The organism is uncultured Paraglaciecola sp., from assembly GCF_913020055.1.
Taxonomy (GTDB): Bacteria; Pseudomonadota; Gammaproteobacteria; order Enterobacterales; family Alteromonadaceae; genus Paraglaciecola.
In genome coordinates, this window is record NZ_CAJWCF010000091.1 from 1 (window position 1) to 19084 (window position 19084).

Genomic DNA, 19084 nt, shown 5'->3' on the forward strand with positions numbered 1-19084 from the left:
AAAAATAACTCGCGATAAATCTTAATGCCATCTTTTTATAAGGTGTACATAAGGACTGTATTCTGATGAATAGGTTAACAGTTTTGGCAATTGTGGGTTTAGTTGGTGGATGTACTGCCTTTCCCGACCAAATCGAAGTCTCTCAGGAACAAAAATTAATTAATTTTAATGAGGTTAGCAAAAACTCAGTTGGAGAAACCGTGAGGTGGGGAGGGGTTATTACTGAGGTGAGCAAGCAAGAAGGTATTGCTAATGTGACTATCACTCAGTATCCGTTATTGGCCTCTGGTCAGCCTACCTACGTCTGGTAGCTTTGGGCGTTTTACCGCTAACTTAAATAATTCATTGAATATAAAGAACTTAGAAAAAGGAAGTGTTCTTACGCTTGTTGGAAATATTGAGGAAGTACAAAACCCATATCCAGAGCTTAGAACAACTCAATTGGCATTAGTGGAAGTAGATGATTTTTACGTCTGGAATGGCCTTTCAAAAGCGGATCACCCCAAAACGCTAGACAATGATCCTGCTTTCATTCAGCGAGGAAAGTGGGGATGGCAGGTTAGGAGCGAAAAAGAAAAACAAAGAGAGCGTCAAGAGAGATTAAACGAGAAAAATAGTCGCTACTGACAGGAAACTGTTTACCCTACTCGTGGCATTTGTTTATATTATTAGTGGTGATTTATTGCCTGAAATGGCAAAACATTGCATATTGGCGGCAAATATTTGCCGCTTTTTTTGTGTTCTAAAAAGGAAAATACGTGCAAAAAAAACTTGAATTCCATCTTGCCAATATCACTCTTTGCGGTATCGGTCATGGAGATCCTACCAAACCAATGATCTTGGCATTGCACGGGTGGTTAGATAATGCAGCAAGTTTTAATCCTATGGCTGAGCACCTTAGTGACTATTATATTGTAGCATTGGACATTACTGGTCATGGTTTGTCTTCTCATAGAAGTAATGGTGCTCACTACCATTTAATTGATTTTCCTTACGATTTACATGAATTGGTTGAGTCTCAAGGCTGGCAGTCATTTATATTGATGGGGCATTCTATGGGGGGCATCATAGCCACTCTTTATGCCAGTTGTTTTCCAGAGCATGTTAGCAAACTTATTAGTATTGAGTCTTTTGGACCTATGACTAAAGATACCCAAAGTAGTCCTACGCAGCTAAGGGACTCAATTATAAATAGACTAAAAGCGCAAAAAAGCGAAGCCACACACCCTCGAAGCATTGAGCGCACAATCGAAGCGAGAATAAAAGTGGGGGATATTAAATTAGAGTCCGCCACATTATTGATCACCCGAAATATCCGCGAGGACAATGGTCAATTATTTTTTACCACTGACCGGCGATTACGCACCTTTTCAGCCCTTAGAATGACAGAAGCCCAAGCAGAAGCTTTTATGCGCAATATTACCTGCCCTGTGTTGTTAATAACAGGGTCAAAAGGATATGAGTCAATGCGAACGATTTCACAAAAAAGAGTGGGCTGGGTTACCGATTTAACGGTCGCTGAATGTGAGGGGTATCACCACTTACATATGGACAACCCTAAGCCAGTTGCCGACAAAATAGTGCGTTTTTTAAACGTAACTTGAACTGGTCTTAGTTGTTAATCAATTGTTGATTTATCTTTGCGAAAGCTTTAGGTAGAATCGAGCGCTGTTTTATATACTATGCAATTATAATAATAAGTTGGTTTTTGCTCCTTTGCTAAGAGGGGAGCATAGAACCAGCGGCCTGGAGGTACAGTGGAAAAAATCTGGTTAAAGAATTATGACCCTAGGGTTCCTGCCGAAATCGATCCCGATCGTTATTCATCCATAGTCGATATTTTTGAACAATCTATCGAAAAATATGCTGCCAACATCAGTTATATCAATATGGGAAAAAGTATTACTTTTGCCGAGTTAGATACGCTCTCTCGTGATTTTGCTGCATATTTGCAAAATTCAGGGTTGAAGAAGGGCGATGCCGTGGCAATTATGATGCCTAACCTTATTCAATACCCAGTCGCACTGTTTGGTATACTTCGCGCGGGAATGACAGTGGTCAATGTTAACCCTTTATACACAGCAAGGGAGCTACAACACCAATTATCAGACTCCAACGCAAAAGCCATTGTTATTGTAGAAAACTTCGCTTGTACCTTGAGTGAAGTGATTAAAAACACAGCGGTAGAGACGGTATTATTAACTTCTATTGGTGATATGTTTTCGCCACTTAAAAAAGTCGTCACCAATTTTGCCATTAAACACATTAAAAAAATGGTGCCTGCCTTTGACCTACCCAATGCGAAGAAATTCTTAGTTGCGCTTAAATTAGGTCATGGCCAACCATATCAACGTCCTGAAATAACCGGCGAAGATTTGGCATTTTTACAATACACCGGTGGTACTACTGGTCTTTCCAAAGGCGCCATGTTAACCCATAGAAATATTGTGGCTAATCTGGAGCAAACCTCGAATATTTTAGAGAACGTTATAGAGCCAGGTAAAGAACTGGTTGTTACCGCTTTGCCTCTTTACCATATATTTGCATTGCAAGGTAATTGCCTGACCTTTGTTAAATTTGGCAGTCCTAACCTATTGATTACTAACCCTCGAGATATGCCTGGGTTTGTTGCTGAGTTGGCTAAGTATCCCTTCACTGTTATTACTGGTGTAAATACTTTATTTAATGGATTACTTAATACCCCAGGTTTTGCCGATTTAGATTTCAGTAAATTAAAATTTGCTTTGGGTGGTGGTGCAGCAGTACAACGTCCAGTTGCAGAACGTTGGCAAAAAACCACTGGATTTGTTTTGCTTGAAGGTTATGGGTTAACCGAATGTTGCCCAACAGTTACAGTAAACCCACCGCAACTTGAAGCCTATAAAGGTTCTATTGGTATGCCGGTACCTTCGACTGATATCAAGTTGGTTGACGAAGAAGGTAACGAAGTGCCTATGGGTGAATCTGGCGAAATGCTGGTTAAAGGTCCACAGGTGATGAAAGGTTATTTAAATCGCCCTGAAGCCACAGCTGAGATGATCGTAGACGGCTGGTTAGCCACAGGCGACATTGCCACATGTGATGAAGATGGTTATTTTTATATTGTTGATCGCAAAAAAGATATGATTTTGGTGTCAGGTTTTAACGTCTTTCCAAATGAAATTGAAGAAGTAGCAGCAATGCATGAAGATGTAGTCGAAGCTGCCGCAATAGGTGTGCCACATGACGTCTCTGGCGAAATTGTTAAATTAGTCGCAGTACGCAAAAACGATAATTTATCTGAAAAAGATTTAATCGAACATTGTCGTAAACACTTAACTGGTTATAAGGTACCGAAAAAAGTTGAGTTCACAGACGAGCTTCCTAAAACTAATGTTGGTAAGATACTGCGTAGAGAATTAAGAGATAAATAATCTCATCGCTTTACGTTTATACTCTAAGGGCTTTTGAACTTTCATCTGTTTCCTTGATAAAAAGCCGGCTCTAGCCGGTTTTTTTATGGAGCTTGTCATCACTAATTTGGAAATCCATGCAATACAATTTTATAACGAGTAATCAAGCACTCGCCGACTTTTGTCAGCAAGCCAGTCAGGCAGAAGCCATAGCAGTGGATACCGAATTTGTTCGTACACGTACCTTATACCCACAATTGGGACTTATTCAAATTTACGATGGGAAACAATTGGTGTTAGTTGATCCCCTATCAATTGATGACTTTTCCAGTTTGACTGAGTTATTAACCAACCCAAATGTGGTCAAAATATTACATTCGTGCTCTGAAGATTTAGAAACGTTTTGGCATGCATTTAAAGTAATGCCAAGCCCTATCTTTGATAGTCAGTTTGCCGCCAGTATCGTTGGAATGGGGCCTGCACTGGGTTATGCCAAGTTGGTAGAAATCATGCTTGATGTGATTGTCGATAAAGGCGAATCGCGCACAGATTGGTTAGCGAGGCCTTTACGTGATGAACAGTGTGACTATGCAGCTAAAGATGTTTTGTATTTGTTTCAACTTTATCCAGAGCTTAAAGCAAGGGTGGAAGAACAAAATAAACTTTCTTGGGTGTTTGATGAAATTGCTCATCTGGCAGCAAAAAAACAGACGCCAATACCTTTAGATTCAGTATATTTGACGATTAAAAATAGCTGGAAGCTCTCGAGTAAAGCTGTGTTGGTTTTGAAAGAATTGGCCGCTTGGCGTACCTCTACTGCAAGGCAGCGAGATATGGCATTAAATTTTGTGGTGCGAGAGGAAAATTTGGTTTCAATTGCTACACTGCAACCATCAAGTAAAAACGAATTACGCGCAATCCAAGGTATGAACCCTCACGAAGTAAGGATCCATGGTGATGCTTTGTTAGCCATAGTTGCTGACTGCAAAAAGGTAAGTGAAGAAGCTTATCCGCCAAGAGTAAAGCGATTAAATGATATCGAAGACTATAAAAATACGGCTGCAAGCGTTAAAAAATTATGCCTAAGTATCGCTGAAAAACATGGCATTCCACCTGAGTTGGTTGGTTCTAAAAAACAAATTAATCAATTACTTAAATGGTGTTGGTTTAATCAGGATGAAACCCGAGACATGGGCTTACAACCGGATTTATTGAGTAGTTGGCGTCGAGAGTTATTTGTTAATGATCTAGTTAAAATTGAAGCACTTAACCTTAGTAGTCAACAGTTTGAGGAAAAGTCATAATGTTGTGCGCGGTATACAAAAGCAGTAAAAAACAAGAAACCTATTTGTATGTGCCCGGCAGAGACGACTTTTCCAAAGTGCCCGAAGCACTGTTAAAAACATTTGGCACACCAGTATTTTTGATGATCATGCCATTGAAAAAAGACCGTGAACTGGCGCGTATAGATATTAATAAATTGCGTACTGAACTTAAAATGAATGGCTTTTATCTGCAGCTCCCACCCCCCACTGAAAACTTGCTTAAAACGCATTTGCAGCAACAGAACTCAGACTAAAACTAAATTCCATGAAATATAATTACTTCTTTTTACTATTTTTAGTCAGTCAATCTTTGTTTGCTAAACCAACCTTTGAGGAGTATTTGATTGATTTGAAGGTAGAAGCCGCAGAGCGAGGTTACGCATCTCATTTTGTTGAAAAGGTGTTCTCAGGCGTAACTTATCGTAAAAAAACAGTCACAGCGGATAAAAATCAACCTGAAACAAAATTAACACTAGATACTTACCTAGCTACCCGGGTTCCTGATTGGAAAGTTAAAAAAGCCATTAATTTAATGGCACAAAACTGGGATTTGTTAGACAGAGTCGAAAAGCAGTTTGGTGTGCAGAAACGTTTTATTGTTGCCTTATGGGGCAACGAAAGCAATTTTGGGCGTTTTATGGGTAAACATTCAGTGATTAATTCACTGGTGACCCTAGCTTATGAGGGTAGGCGAGAGACCTTGTTTAAAAAACAACTCTTTGCTGCTTTAAAAATCCTTCAGCAAGGACATATTGAATTAGAAGATTTTGTTGGTTCATGGGCCGGTGCTATGGGCCAGAGTCAATTTATGCCCACCTCATTTTTAGACTATGCTATTGATTTTAATAACGATGGTAGAAAAGATATATGGAATAATAAGGCTGATGTATTTGCATCTATTGCTAATTTTCTTAAAAAAGAGGGTTGGAGCAGTGATTTAACTTGGGGTCGTCAAGTTAGCTTGTTAGAAAATTTTGTGTTTTCTGTAGTGGGTTTGCATCCAGCTAATAAGCGATTGTTAGCTGATTGGCAGGACATGGGGGTCAGGCGTTACGATGGCCAAGATTTACCCAAAGTGCCAATAAAAGCGTCACTAATTAACCCTGATGGAGAACAAGGGCGGATATATTTAGTATACGAAAATTTTCATACATTAATGAAATGGAACCGTTCGAGCTATTTTGGAGTATCAGTCAGTTACTTATCGGATCGCATTAAAAAAGGGTCATAAAAGGATGTTTGAATATAGACATAGTGATAGTGATGGCAAAAGTATTGATTTGCCCGTTGGCAAAGTAGTCTGTGTAGGGCGAAATTATCTCCAACATATCAAAGAATTAGAAAATGAAGTGCCAAGTGAACCATTGTTGTTTATTAAACCGAGTACAGCATTATCACATCTGCATAAACCAGTAGTCATACCTAAAGAGTTAGGTCCTTGTCATAATGAATTGGAACTGGCGATATTGATTAAGTCTACTCTGAGCAATGCCTGCATAGAGAATGTAGAAGCAACCATTTGGGGAGTAGGTCTAGGTTTAGATTTAACACTACGGGATGTTCAAAATGTTTTGAAAAAGCAAGGCCATCCATGGGAGCGTGCAAAAGCTTTCGACTTTAGTTGCCCTATGTCGCAATTTGTCATGAAAGACCGAATTGAAAATTTATCCGATATAAATTTTAGTTTGCATGTGAATAATGAATTAAGGCAACAGGGTAATAGCCAAGATATGTTGTTTACTGTACTAAAGTTATTAGCAAATATTTCTAAAACCTTTACCCTTTTACCTGGGGATATTGTAATGACGGGCACGCCAAAAGGCGTAGCAGCGTTATCAGTTGATGATCAGTTAACAATAGAATTGAATGAACATTTTTCAGTTAAGACATGTGTTGTATAAATTATGAAGTTTTCTTTTGAGTTTGTAGTAGACCCAGCAAATAAATTGTTGATTTGTGAAGCTTTTGGCGAAGCGGACGACATTATTGATATTGAACATATGTTAAAAACCATTGTAAAAATAGCCGGTAAAAATCAAGTGAAAAATGTGGTGCTAGATGGCACCGAATTTAAAATTCTTTGTACTAACGTTGAAATCGCTAGTCTCCTGATGACAATTCAGGAGAACGATTGGCTTGGTGATTTAAAAATCGCTAGGATTGTCAATCCAGAGCTGAATATACAGAATGTGATCGAAGGTATGGCTGAAAAGTTATCTTTGTCGATTAAAAATTTCGAGACAAGAAGTGAAGCGATGCTTTGGTTGATGTTTGATAAAGTGCGAGATGAGCCTTAATGAATAATAAATGTAGGAACTTGCATGGATAAGTATTGGGAAACCACGCCTCTTGAAAAGATGACTGAAAAACAATGGGAAGGTGTATGTGATGGTTGTGCCAAATGTTGTTTACATAAATTTATAGATGATGAAAGCGTTACCGAGCCTGCTACGACTGATCAAATTAATGTGGGTGAAAAGATTCACTACACTAATATTGCCTGTAATTTATTAAATACTAAAACCTGTTTATGTACCCAGTACTCAGAACGAACCACACTTGTACCAGAATGCGTCAAACTAACAAAAAGTAATCTTCAAGATATCTTTTTTATGCCTCCCAGTTGCAGTTATCGCAGACTATACGAAGGTAGAGGACTACCCAGTTGGCATCCTCTGTTAAATAACAATAAAAAGTCAGTTATGCATAAAACAGGCATGTCAGTAAGGGCTAAAACAGTATCTGACAAAGATGTAGATCTTGAACAATTCGAAGACTACATCGCATTATGGCCGATTGAAGATTTAGATTAGAACTATTAAAGCAACCCTTCTAAATATCTAGAAGGGTTGCTAGTATTTAACTGTTTCTATCTAGATGTTCAAAATCGACTTCTTCGTCTTTTATTCCAGCATCAGGATCGTTGTACACTTCTAAATCTAATTCGTTTTCACTTTTAGCCACTATACAAGCCACCATACAGTCACCAGTTACATTAACAGCGGTGCGGGTCATATCTAATAACCTGTCCACGCCTATGATAAGTGCAATGCCTTCTACAGGTAAATTTACTTGTTGTAGCACCATAGCCAGCATTATAAGGCCTACACCTGGCACGCCTGCTGTGCCTATAGAAGCAAGTGTTGCGGTGAGTATGACCATCATGTAATCACTCATAGTTAAATCTACTGCGTAAACTTGTGCAATAAATACGGTGGCTACACCTTGCATGATGGCGGTACCATCCATGTTAATGGTTGATCCAAGGGGCACAGTAAAGGAAGCAACAGAGCGTTTTACTCCCAGTTTTTTAATGGCCGTTTCCATGGTAATAGGTAACGTCGCGCTACTACTCGATGTACTAAAAGCAAACAATGCAGCATCGCGCATTTTTCTAATCAAGGTGAGTGGGCTCAAACCACTAATTGTTTTTAAAATAATAGGGTAGGAGACAAACGCGTGGACCAACAAGACAAATACAACCAGCAAGAAGTACTTAAGTAAACTCGCAATGGTGTCAAAACCTATAGTGGCGAACAACTTGGCCATCAAGACGAATACACCATAGGGTGCCAGGTTCATCAAAATAGTCACCAGCTTCATAATAACGGTGCTTAAATCTTCAAATACTGCAGTCAGTCTTTTACCAGTATCACCTGTCATCGCCATGGCTATACCAAATAACACAGCAAACACAATGATTTGTAACATGTTTCCTTCGGCCATCGCATTGATGGGATTGGTAGGCATCATATTGATGATAACTTGACCTAAGGTTGGCGCTTCTTTGGCAACATAGGTGGATTCAGTTGTTAGGTTTAATCCCTCGCCCGGAGCAACTAACAAGGCAAAAGTTACCGCTAGACTTATCGCAATGGCCGTTGTAGTAATATATAGCAATATCGACTTGCCACCTAAACGTCCTAGTTTAGACGGATCTGACAAGCTAGACGTGCCACATACCAAAGAAACAAAAACTAAAGGTACAACCAGCATCTTTAAACTGGCGATAAATATACTTCCCACTACATTAAATATACCTTCGACTAAAAGTGCATACGTTGAAACATGCAAGCCGAATACACTAAAGGAAAAATCTCCGCTATCATCAAACAACCATTGTAATAAAGCTCCGATAACTATTCCGGCAATCATGCCGATAAAGATCCGAGCGGTAAGTCCAAGTTTTTGTGATGTGGGTTTTGGTGATGATAAGTTTGTTGATGTGGTCATGAAAATCCTAAGCTTTATTTTTGTTAAAAGTCGCGAATATTAGTGCTGTTGAATTTGGTTTCTAGTTAACCTGAAGCTAGGTTAACAAGATTGTTGGTTAAGCTGAACTGTTTAAGTGAATTTGCCATCACAATATGGCTCATGTGTATAGGAAAGGTTTATGATTTTACGTTTTAGAACACTGTTTGGATTTTTGGCTCTACTTAGCCTTTTCTCTTGTGGAGGCGGAGGAAGCCTGTCTCGTGATGATAGTGTCGGTGGCGGCAACACCGGCGGTGGGACGGTTACTGTCACTAGAAGTATACAATTGGTGTTTACCGATTCAAGCGGGCAACCATCGACCTCATTGACTGAATCGACTCCTTTGACGTTAACTGCAACTGCAACTGACTCAAATGGTGACCCGGTTACTTCTACTTTAATCACCTACACATTTCAGCCTGAAGGATTGGCAGTATTTGGTAATGATTCTGGTACAGCCTCTACAGATTCAAATGGCGTGGCAACGATTAACATCTTGGTTGGCGAGAACTCTGGTGCGGGTGAAGTAACCGCCACTCTCAGTTCTGGTGAAACAGCCACTACTACTTATAACTCGGCAGGCACCACCTTTGTTGGCGAGCAACCAGCCTCATTGGACTTATATGCTAGTTCAATTCAATTAGCGTCAAGTGGTTCTGACGAAATAGAACTCATCGCTTTAGTAAAAGATGCAAATAATGTATTGCTCGAAGGTGTAGATGTGACATTTTCTGTTAACTCTGAAGCTAGCTTACAAGTTACTCAAGGCACAACAGGCCCAGATGGTATAGCTAGAGCATTATTGGATACTCAAAATAAACCTGAAAACAGAACGATTACTGTTATCGCTAGTGCATCTGGTTTGGCGGAATCGGAAACCTTAGATATTGCAGTCGTAGGTACCCAAATAAATATAGATGGTGCTTCATCGGCTATTATCGATGCTCCTGTGCTGCTTACCATTAGTTTACTTGACTCAGATGGTAAAGGTATTGCTAACTCAGAGTTGAGCGTGAGTGCGCTTACTGGAGCGATAAGTAATACCTCGCCGGTTACCACTACTAGTGGTCAAGTAACGATAGAATATTTAGCCAGTGCATCGGGTGAAGATGTCATTACTGCTAGTGCTCTGAATGCTCAAAGTACCTTTGATATTGTTATCCAACAAGATGACTTCTCCTTTACTACAGTTCCAGCACAAGAGATTGCTTTGAATGAAACCGGCACTTTGACCTTAACTTGGTTAAGAGATGAGGTTGAATTTGTTGGCGGTGATATTTCATTTACATCCTCTCGAGGCACTATTACGCTGGCAGATGATGTCACTGATGCCAATGGCCAAGCTAGCTTTAGCATAGAGTCAGACAATGCAGGTTTTGCTTCAATCTCTGCCACTGGGACTGACGGGGCAGGTGTTCTGGTTAGCGCAAGAGCGGAAGTTGAGTTTGTTGCTACCGTTGCAGATAACATCATAGTGGATGGCTCGCCAGATTCTGTTGGACCAGATGGACAAACGAGTACCATTACTGCAGTGGTAAGAGATGCTGCTGGTAATTTGGTTAAAGGTAAAGTCATTAACTTTTTAGTCGATGATGTCAGTGGCGGTAATATTTCAGTGAACCAAGCCACAACTGACCGTAGCGGTATCGCTTCTACAGTTTATCAATCGAATGCTGTTAGTACCTTTGAAGCGGTGAAAGTGTATGCCACGGTTGATGACAACCAATCTATTTCAAACTTTACTAGTTTAACGGTAGGGGCGAGAGCATTTGATGTGTCTATTGGTACAGGTAGATTAATTGAAATACCTACAGATTCTTCTTATTCAAAAGAGTTTTCAGTGTTTGTCACTGACCCTGACTCCAACCCAGTTGAAAATGTTAATTTAACCTTTTCAGCAACACCAGAAAAGTTTGCGTTAGGCGGTGTTTATCGTAAGGGGTTTTGGGTATATAACGAAGAATTAGATGTGTGGCAGACCTTTACCACAGCCGTATGTGCAAACGAAGATGTGGATGGAAATGGCATTTTAGATGCCGGAGAAGATATTAATGGTGATGGACAGCTTACTCCAGGTAATGTCGCTTCTATTCCTGCCACAGGTGTGACCGATGCGAACGGCCAAATGTTAGTTGACATCAGTTACGCAAAACAATTTGGTGCATGGGCAGATATTACTATTGCGGTAAATGGAGAATCCGCTGGTAGCGAAGCCTCAGAAACACAAAACTTCAGTTTGAGTGTAGCGGCTGCAGATTTAAAAGATGAAGCCTCTCCGCCACCTAATAGTCCTTATGGAATAGGCGCAAACTGCAACGATATAGATTAAATAAAAAAGCCCGATAGATTCGGGCTTTTTACTAAATGAAGATTAACAATTATTCAATCTAGGCTCGGTTTTTACCGGGCTTTTAGTTGTTTGACACTGACAATTATTAAACCTGTTGGAAAGGATAAACCGAACCCAAACTCAATAATTGGGTCAACTCATCTAACGCTGTTCTAGATTCAATTAATAATTGTGGATCACTCAGATCGTTCACATGTAAGGTATCGCGATAATGTTTATCAACCCAAGTATTTAAGCGCTCAAATTGACTGTCGTTAATTAATGTACTTTGATTCACTGCAGCATATTCTTTTTCATTCATCGCCACTCGTAAGCGCAAACAGGCTGGTCCACCACCGTTACGCATGCTCTCTTTAACATCATGGTAATAAACATGTTTAATCGGCGTGTTTTGCCCGACTAAATTAGTTAAATAGTTAGACACGGCTGGATTTTCTTTACAGTCAGTAGGTGCAATTATTGCCATATCACCATTCGCTAACGTGATAATTTGAGTGTTAAATAAGTAACTTTTAATCGCGTCTTGCACAGTCACTTCATCAGTTTTTACACAGATAAAGTGCAAGTCATCGCCAACAAATTTTTGTTTTATTTCAGCAATTGCCTGTGGTGATTGATAGAAGGCTTGTTCGTGATAGAACAAAACATTTTGGTTACCTACGGCAATCACATCATTATGAAATACACCTTGATCAATTAAATCAGGGTTTTGCTGCACATAAACAATATTTTCATCGCTAAGTCCGTGCAATCTGGCTACTGCTTGACTCGCTTCGAGTGTTTGTCGTGCTGGGAATTTTTTCGGTGCAGGTTTGCTGGTATCAAACGCATGACGGCCATAAACAAATATTTCTAGACCCGTTTTGCCATATTCTCTGCAAAGGCGTGTGTGGTTAGCTGCGCCTTCGTCACCAAAGTGTTCGTTATCTGGCAAATGAGTATGATGTGCAAAATACTCTTTATTGGCAAAGGTCGCTTGCAGAATTCTGCCAGTAACTTCTGGTTCCAATGACCTATGGTACTTATTGGTTAAATTGGCAGGAGTGAAGTGAATTTTTCCATCACCGGTATCCGCGCTAGGTGATACGGTAGCCGCATTGGCAGTCCACATACTTGACGCCGAACAACATGCCTGAAATATAGCCGGCGCCTGTTTGGCGGCCATGGTTAAAACGTTCGCATCAGTTCCACCAAAGCCTAATCTACGCAGTGAAGCAATGTCAGGGCGCTCCTGTGGCGCCAGAACACCTTGAACCATGCCAAGGTCAGCTAGGGCCTTCATTTTCTTTAACCCTTGCTTAGCGGCCTGTTTAGGACTGCTTGAAGCACTCGCATTACTCAACGATGCTACATTACCGTATGACAACCCTGCATAATTATGGGTCGGTCCCACTAATCCATCAAAATTGGCTTCAAATTGCTTCATCTAAACCTCACTTACTGTTGTTTATCCATGACAATTAGGTCATTTACACCTGATATTTTTTGTCTAAAATAACGTTCAAGAAACGAATTGCTGAGCATTATACTGTTTTTGTTTGTTCTGCCAATGCAGCTGTTCGAAAAGTGAACAGCGAAATGCGCCGCAAAAAAAAGAATATTGGATAAGTATGAAGAAGAACTTGTTTTATATTCATTTTGTCGATATATGTTAAAAAGCATTTTTGAGAGGTAAATGTGTAGTTACGTTTGCCTAACCAATAAAAACCTATAAAAATCAAAGGTTAAAACCAATTTATGGCAAAACATCTAGTCATTGTCGAATCACCGGCGAAGGCAAAAACGATTAATAAATATCTCGGCAAAGATTTTATTGTTAAATCTAGTGTCGGTCACGTTCGGGATCTTCCTCACAAGGCTGTGGGCAAAGTTGCGCCTAAAAAACCAGCAAAAGAACTCAAACTTCTCTCTGAAAAAAAGCGCGAAAAGTATTTGCGTGAATATGACTATAAAAAATTAGTCGATCGTATGGGTATCGATCCTAAAAATGATTGGCAAGCTCATTACGATGTGCTAGAAGGTAAAGAAAAAGTTGTTAACGAACTCAAAAAGTTGGCAAAAAATGCCGACACTGTTTATCTCGCAACGGATTTGGATAGGGAAGGGGAAGCCATTGCTTGGCATTTGCGTGAGTTAATTGATGAACCTGGCAAAGATTTTCAGCGAGTGGTATTTAACGAAATCACTAAAAACGCAATCCAAGAAGCCTTTTCGCATCCTGGAAGATTGAATATAGAAATGGCGAATGCCCAACAAGCCAGACGTTTTCTGGACCGTGTTGTAGGTTTTATGGTGTCGCCATTATTGTGGAAAAAAGTAGCTCGAGGCTTGTCAGCAGGCCGTGTTCAATCGGTTGCTGTGCGTTTAGTTGTTGAACGTGAACGGGAAATTAAAGCCTTTGTACCTGAAGAATTTTGGGATCTACATGCAGATTTAAATACCGCAAAACAAACCAACTTGCGTATGCAAGTGGTCAGAGAAAGTGGCGCGGCATTTAAGCCGGTGAATAAAGCCCAGACTGACAAAGCCGTGAGCTTTTTAGAAAGTGCGAGTTATCAAGTGGTTAGTCGCGAATCTAGGCCTACTCAGAGTAAACCGTCAGCGCCTTTTATCACTTCAACGCTACAACAATCTGCCAGTACCCGTTTGGGCTTTGGTGTAAAGAAAACCATGATGATGGCTCAGCGTTTGTATGAAGCCGGTCACATTACTTACATGCGTACTGACTCTACCCACTTGGGTAAAGAAGCAGTAGACAGCTGCCGCGATTACATTACCGATAATTTTGGCAATAACTACTTGCCAGAAAATCCGATTAAATATGGCAGTAAAGAAGGCGCACAAGAGGCTCATGAAGCTATTCGCCCCTCTAATGTGTTACTGAAATCTGAATCCATCACAGATGTTGAGCGTGATGCGCAACGTTTATACGAATTAATTTGGCGTCAGTTTGTGGCATGTCAAATGACCCCTGCTAAATATGATGCAAGTACCATCAGAGTCAAAGCAGGTGAGTTTGAATTAACCGCAAAAGGCCGCGTATTAAAGTTTGATGGTTGGACTAAAGTACAAAACCCACAGCGTAAAAAAGGTGAAGAAGATTTATTGTTGCCTGATGTAAAAGAAGGTGAGAGCTTAGACCTTAAAAACCTAGATCCTAAACAACATTTTACTAAACCAGTGGCACGTTTTAATGAAGCTTCATTGGTTAAAGAGTTGGAAAAACGCGGCATTGGTCGCCCATCTACTTACGCCAGTATAATCTCTACCATTCAAGATAGAGGTTACGCTAGAATCGAAAGTAAACGATTTTATGCTGAAAAAATGGGGGAGATTGTCAACGATAGACTGATGGAAAATTTTGATGACTTAATTGGTTACGATTTTACCGCAAACATGGAACAACAACTGGATGCAATTGCTGAAGGCAAAGCCTCATGGAAAGGAGTGTTAGATGAGTTTTATGTGGACTTTGAGCAAAAATTACATATTGCTGAAAAGTCGCCAGAAGAAGGGGGGATGCGTTTAAATCAGGCTATTCCTACTGATATTGAGTGCCCTAAATGTGGACGTCCAATGAATGTTCGTACCGCTAGCACAGGCGTGTTTTTAGGTTGTTCTGGTTACAGTTTACCGCCTAAAGAGCGCTGTACAGGTACTATGAATTTGACCTCTGGTGATGAAGTCATCAAAGTCGAAGATGAAGAAGAATTAGAAACCGAAGTATTACGTTCAAAACGCCGTTGTGATGACTGTGGTACAGCTATGGATAGCTATTTAGTCGACGAGTCTCGCAAGTTACATGTGTGCGGAAACTCTCCAGCGTGTGAAGGCATTCAAGTGGAAAAAGGCACCTTTAAAATTAAAGGTTATGAAGGGCCTATTCTTGAGTGTGATAAATGCAAATCGAATATGGAATTGAAAAGCGGCCGTTTTGGTAAATATTTTGGTTGTACTAACGAGGAGTGTAAGAACACTCGTAAGTTACTCAGAAATGGCGAAGCCGCGCCACCTAAAGAAGATCCTACTGATTTGCCTGAATTAGAATGTGTTAAATCTGATGCGCATTTTGTACTCAGAGACGGTGCATCAGGCATTTTCTTAGCGGCGCATAATTTTCCTAAATCAAGAGAAACCCGTGCTCCGCAAGTGGCAGAGTTGGCTCGATTTAGAGATAGAATTTCGCCCAAGTTTTATTATTTGGCCGATGCACCTGCTAAAGACCCCGATGGCAACCCAAGTATCGTGCGTTACAGCCGTAAAACTAAGCAGCAATATGTAATGTCAGAAAACGAAGAAGGTAAAGCCACAGGTTGGTCTGCTTGGTGTACTGATGGAAAATGGAAAGTAGAAGATAAACGTAAGAAACCTAAAAAGTAACTTAGCCAGTTTATCCTTTTATTCTACGGCAGCTTCTGGCTGCCGTATTGTTTTAAACTTTATAAAAATGGCATTCAATTATGGCCCTCTCTCTACAAGAGCAATTACTCAAAGCCGGTTTAGCTGATAAGAAAAAAGCCAAACAAGTTCGTCAACAAAAAAACAAACAAGCCAAAGCGCAGAAAAACCATAATGTGGTGCAAACCAATGAAGCAAAATTGGCTGCTGAAAAATTAATTGAAGCAAAAAAATCCAAAGATAGAGAGCTTAATAAAAAAACCAAACAAGAAGCCGAAAAAAAGGCACTAGTTGCGCAAATCAAACAATTGATTGAAGCGAATAAACAACCTAAATTTGCCGGCTCCAAGCGTGAAGAAGAAGTGGTGTGTAATTTCACCGATGGCACGTTAATCAAACGTATGTATGTTAGCCAATCTACGCAAAAACAAATCAGCCAGGGCAAACTTGCTATTGTTAAACTAAACGACGGTTATGAATTGGTGCCTATGCCGGTAGCCAATAAAATTGACGAGCGAGATGAGTCTATTGTGGTGTATCGCGCGGATAATATTAGCGAAGAGGATCAGAAAAGTAGTGAAAATGATAAATGGTATGCTGAGTATGATATTCCAGATGATTTGAATTGGTAAGGTCAACTGAGCTTTGGTTAATTATTCCAGATCATTCATCAACTAAGCTGTGGTTTTTTGTTATTAACACTTTGCTTTGTATAGCAGGCTTTTTGAAAAGGGCAGAGCAAAAATAATAAGCGCTTAAGGTGGTCAATTATGTTGCCAATAAAAAAGTTACTCGACAGATTAAAATTACGTCATGGCGCGTCCTATTATTTGTTATCTACCTTTGGTGAAGTGTTTTTGATAGTGCTTGGTATTCTATTAGCGTTGCAATTTGATAACTGGGATAAGAATCAGGAATATCGTGAAATTGAAAATCAGTATTATCAGGATTTATCCAGCCAGTTGCTCGATGACAAACGCACCTTACAAGCGCAAATAGAATACAGTAATGAGTTTCGTGAACAGTATAAAAAAGCGCTACAAATTATTGCCACCAATGATCAATCCAGAAAACATGAATTGGCCCAATACGCACTTAATCTCAAGAGTTATTCTGACTTTAGACGCAAAAGTACTATCTACCAAACTCTAGTCAGTAGCGGTGATATCAAACACATTAAGCATAAAAACTTAATTACAATGTTACAAATTCTTGAAAGTGAATACAGCTACATTGAACGAATAGAAGATACGCACCTTGAAGTGATATTAGAAAGTATATTTCCCTCTTTTTTGATCAAGGCTATCCGAATTTCTGATTTGAGCCTAATACAGCCAGAGCTTTTATATAATTACCAATTTGAGAATATTGTCATTGTGACAGTCGATTTAATGGATGAAAAAACTGATATTTACAAAAGAGCAATTAAAGAAATTGACAAAATTATTGAGCAGATTGAGGCCAATAAAGTAAGCAGTTGAACGGTAGCCTTTTAATGCGTATTTATTGAGAGATTAAGTTGTGTTGTGAATGGTTTAAGTAAATTCTTGGATCTCAGTCTTCAAACAATCAATAAAAGCACTGAGTTTTAAAGGCATGTAATCTCTGCTTGGATAAACTAACCATGCTGAGGTATCAAAATCTGCTGCTGCACATTCATATTTGGGAAATAAGTCTATCAAGCTGCCATTTTTCAATTCATCACGACACAGCCAATCAGGGAGTAATGCCACTCCAAGGCCCGCAACAGCACTGGCGGTCATTGTCATACCATGGGAAATCAATAAATGCCCTGTGACAGGCACCACCAGTTCTTTTTTATTAGCTTGACGAAATTTCCATGCTTCACGATATCCAGGAATTGAAAACCTAAGACATTCAAGTTCACTTAAACATAGCGGGCTTTTTGTAATGCTACTGGATTTGATAAAAGCCGGACTAGCACACACAACAAACTTTCTGGGTGCCAACTCTTTACAAATAAAATCATCCGTTGGCCTTTTACCAAAACGAATCGCAACATCAATTTGTTGCTCAACAATATCCACATGGTTGTCTGCAAGCACCAAATCGATTACTAATTGGGGATACTTTTTCCTCATTACTGGCAATAAAGGTACTAATTTTTTTTGCCCAAAAGAGGTACAAGCCGAAACTCTAAGATTACCAATAGGTTCATTCGATAGATCTAAAGCCTGTTCCCCAGCTTTTAGAAATGTAGCCACTAGTCCTTCTACTTGCATAAAGTAGGACTTTCCTGCCTCAGTCGGCGATAACTTGCGGGTTGTTCGTTGGAAAAGTCGAAAACCTAAGGTGGTTTCAAGTTTTCGGATAGACCGCGATACAGAAGAGGGGTCAATGTTTCGTATTCTGGCGACTTCGGCAAAACTGTTTCGTTTCACTACTTCAACAAATAATTGGATATTGTTTAAATCCATTCGTGCTCTCCTTACATGAATGTAATGATTATATGCCTATTTACTGCGCAAGTAACCAGTTGTATTCTTTGCAACGTGTTAGACAATCAAAATCTAGATAAAGGAGTATTTCAAATGGGATTAAAGTTTTATAAGCAATTTTTTACTAGTAAAAAAGAAGTCTTAGACGATATTGAAAAAAATGGAACTTGGCCAACTACATTTGTATCGGGATCCACAGACGGGCCTCCAGTACATTGGCATAAAGATGAAGTGCAGGCTTATATTATGGAAGGAGAAACGGATTTTCTCGATGCTGAAACAAACAAGAGAACGATGGTCAGCGCTGGGGATAAAATAATAGTGCCTATGGGAGAGCTGCATGCCGAAGGTGCGATTAAAGATCGTGTTGTTTATATTCTTGCATTACCAGAACCAAGGCTACCAGAAGACTTCCTGACTATGTTTACGCCTGAACAACGCACTAACCAATGACACTAAGTCATTTTTTAACATAGTGTTACACCAATACAAAGAACGCCTTAGCTTTGTGCCTTTTTGTTTTTAAAATGGCTAGGGCGTTTAACCTAACTAAATAGAATATGTTTTTTTTACTCTTGTTAAATCTTGTTTCGACTCGAACAAGCTTTCGAAAAAGATTCACTCCTAGTAATGAAATACAAAACATTGATTTTCAAACGGGTAGGTAAATGCACATTTAGGACGAAGCACACTTCAATAGTTTCTCTTTTGTTTTAACAATTAATGTGGATAACTGCTCTTGCATTAATAAACGCTATTCTTTGATAGGAGTTTACTATCAGTGCAATCAATATCCTTCATTAGAGTCAGTTAATCGTTAGTGCTACATTTATTAATGGCTATGTTTGTATTAACTGTTGTTGAACACTAAACATACTGTTTTTATTGAACTTTTCATCATTGTCC

Annotated in this window: 18 protein-coding genes; 15 read left to right on the forward strand and 3 right to left on the reverse strand. The window is 39.6% G+C overall.

Annotated elements, in window-relative coordinates; all coding sequences use genetic code 11:
• The first annotated feature begins 65 nt into the window (after positions 1 to 65).
• The 10 genes from QZ488_RS16840 to QZ488_RS16885 all read left to right on the forward strand — a co-directional run bounded on the left by QZ488_RS16840 (position 66) and on the right by QZ488_RS16885 (position 7530).
• The gene (locus QZ488_RS16840; RefSeq protein WP_293750954.1) at positions 66 to 311 is read left to right on the forward strand and encodes a Slp family lipoprotein; all 246 of its coding nucleotides are present in this window, start codon (positions 66 to 68) and stop codon (positions 309 to 311) included.
• Between the two features lie 34 nt (positions 312 to 345).
• A complete protein-coding gene (locus QZ488_RS16845; protein WP_293750956.1) occupies positions 346 to 627 on the forward strand; it encodes a hypothetical protein in 282 nt (93 codons plus the stop codon).
• A gap of 131 nt (positions 628 to 758) precedes the next feature.
• The gene (locus QZ488_RS16850; protein ID WP_293750958.1) at positions 759 to 1604 is read left to right on the forward strand and encodes an alpha/beta hydrolase; all 846 of its coding nucleotides are present in this window, start codon (positions 759 to 761) and stop codon (positions 1602 to 1604) included.
• A gap of 153 nt (positions 1605 to 1757) precedes the next feature.
• Positions 1758 to 3413 carry a long-chain-fatty-acid--CoA ligase FadD gene (gene fadD, locus QZ488_RS16855; protein ID WP_293750960.1) on the forward strand — a complete coding sequence of 552 codons (1656 nt, stop codon included), beginning with the start codon at positions 1758 to 1760 and terminating at the stop codon, positions 3411 to 3413.
• A gap of 116 nt (positions 3414 to 3529) precedes the next feature.
• A complete protein-coding gene (gene rnd / locus QZ488_RS16860) occupies positions 3530 to 4696 on the forward strand; it encodes a ribonuclease D (protein WP_293750962.1) in 1167 nt (388 codons plus the stop codon).
• Complete coding sequence (locus QZ488_RS16865; RefSeq protein ID WP_293750964.1) at positions 4696 to 4971, forward strand: YcgL domain-containing protein; 276 nt, start codon at positions 4696 to 4698, stop codon at positions 4969 to 4971. The genes rnd and QZ488_RS16865 overlap by 1 nt, the downstream gene beginning before the upstream one ends.
• An 11-nt stretch (positions 4972 to 4982) precedes the next feature.
• A complete protein-coding gene (locus tag QZ488_RS16870) occupies positions 4983 to 5948 on the forward strand; it encodes a lytic transglycosylase domain-containing protein (protein ID WP_293750970.1) in 966 nt (321 codons plus the stop codon).
• Positions 5949 to 5952: 4 nt separating this feature from the next.
• Positions 5953 to 6618: a fumarylacetoacetate hydrolase family protein gene (locus QZ488_RS16875; protein WP_293750972.1), complete on the forward strand. Its 666-nt coding sequence runs from the start codon at positions 5953 to 5955 to the stop codon at positions 6616 to 6618.
• Between the two features lie 3 nt (positions 6619 to 6621).
• Positions 6622 to 7014, forward strand: a complete 393-nt coding sequence (locus tag QZ488_RS16880; RefSeq protein WP_293750974.1) for a hypothetical protein — start codon at positions 6622 to 6624, stop codon at positions 7012 to 7014.
• A gap of 24 nt (positions 7015 to 7038) precedes the next feature.
• Positions 7039 to 7530: a YcgN family cysteine cluster protein gene (locus tag QZ488_RS16885; RefSeq protein ID WP_293750976.1), complete on the forward strand. Its 492-nt coding sequence runs from the start codon at positions 7039 to 7041 to the stop codon at positions 7528 to 7530.
• A 46-nt stretch (positions 7531 to 7576) separates the two neighbouring features.
• Here the strand turns inward: QZ488_RS16885 and QZ488_RS16890 are convergent, their stop codons facing one another.
• Positions 7577 to 8950 (reverse strand): dicarboxylate/amino acid:cation symporter, encoded by a 1374-nt coding sequence (locus tag QZ488_RS16890; RefSeq protein ID WP_293750981.1) that lies wholly within the window; start codon positions 8948 to 8950, stop codon positions 7577 to 7579.
• A 160-nt stretch (positions 8951 to 9110) separates the two neighbouring features.
• Here QZ488_RS16890 and QZ488_RS16895 point away from each other — a divergent pair, with 160 nt between their 5' ends.
• Positions 9111 to 11300, forward strand: coding sequence for an Ig-like domain-containing protein (locus tag QZ488_RS16895; RefSeq protein ID WP_293750983.1), 2190 nt, complete (start codon positions 9111 to 9113; stop codon positions 11298 to 11300).
• A 106-nt stretch (positions 11301 to 11406) separates the two neighbouring features.
• On the opposite strand, the gene astB is transcribed toward QZ488_RS16895, so the two are convergent.
• The gene (astB, locus tag QZ488_RS16900; protein WP_293750985.1) at positions 11407 to 12747 is read right to left on the reverse strand and encodes an N-succinylarginine dihydrolase; all 1341 of its coding nucleotides are present in this window, start codon (positions 12745 to 12747) and stop codon (positions 11407 to 11409) included.
• Between the two features lie 311 nt (positions 12748 to 13058).
• Here astB and topA point away from each other — a divergent pair, with 311 nt between their 5' ends.
• From topA to QZ488_RS16915, 3 genes are all read left to right on the forward strand, one after another.
• Positions 13059 to 15701: a type I DNA topoisomerase gene (topA, locus tag QZ488_RS16905; protein ID WP_293750987.1), complete on the forward strand. Its 2643-nt coding sequence runs from the start codon at positions 13059 to 13061 to the stop codon at positions 15699 to 15701.
• An 80-nt stretch (positions 15702 to 15781) separates the two neighbouring features.
• On the forward strand, positions 15782 to 16351 hold the full coding sequence (locus tag QZ488_RS16910; RefSeq protein ID WP_293750989.1) for a DUF2058 domain-containing protein: 570 nt from the start codon (positions 15782 to 15784) through the stop codon (positions 16349 to 16351).
• 138 nt (positions 16352 to 16489) lie between these two features.
• Entirely contained in the window at positions 16490 to 17200 is a 711-nt protein-coding gene (locus QZ488_RS16915) for a hypothetical protein (RefSeq protein ID WP_293750991.1), read from the forward strand.
• Between the two features lie 54 nt (positions 17201 to 17254).
• Here the strand turns inward: QZ488_RS16915 and QZ488_RS16920 are convergent, their stop codons facing one another.
• Positions 17255 to 18157, reverse strand: a complete 903-nt coding sequence (locus QZ488_RS16920; RefSeq protein ID WP_293750993.1) for a LysR family transcriptional regulator — start codon at positions 18155 to 18157, stop codon at positions 17255 to 17257.
• Positions 18158 to 18271: 114 nt separating this feature from the next.
• On the opposite strand from QZ488_RS16920, the gene QZ488_RS16925 reads away from it, so the two are divergent.
• On the forward strand, positions 18272 to 18631 hold the full coding sequence (locus QZ488_RS16925) for a hypothetical protein (protein ID WP_293750995.1): 360 nt from the start codon (positions 18272 to 18274) through the stop codon (positions 18629 to 18631).
• Positions 18632 to 19084: the final 453 nt, after the last annotated feature.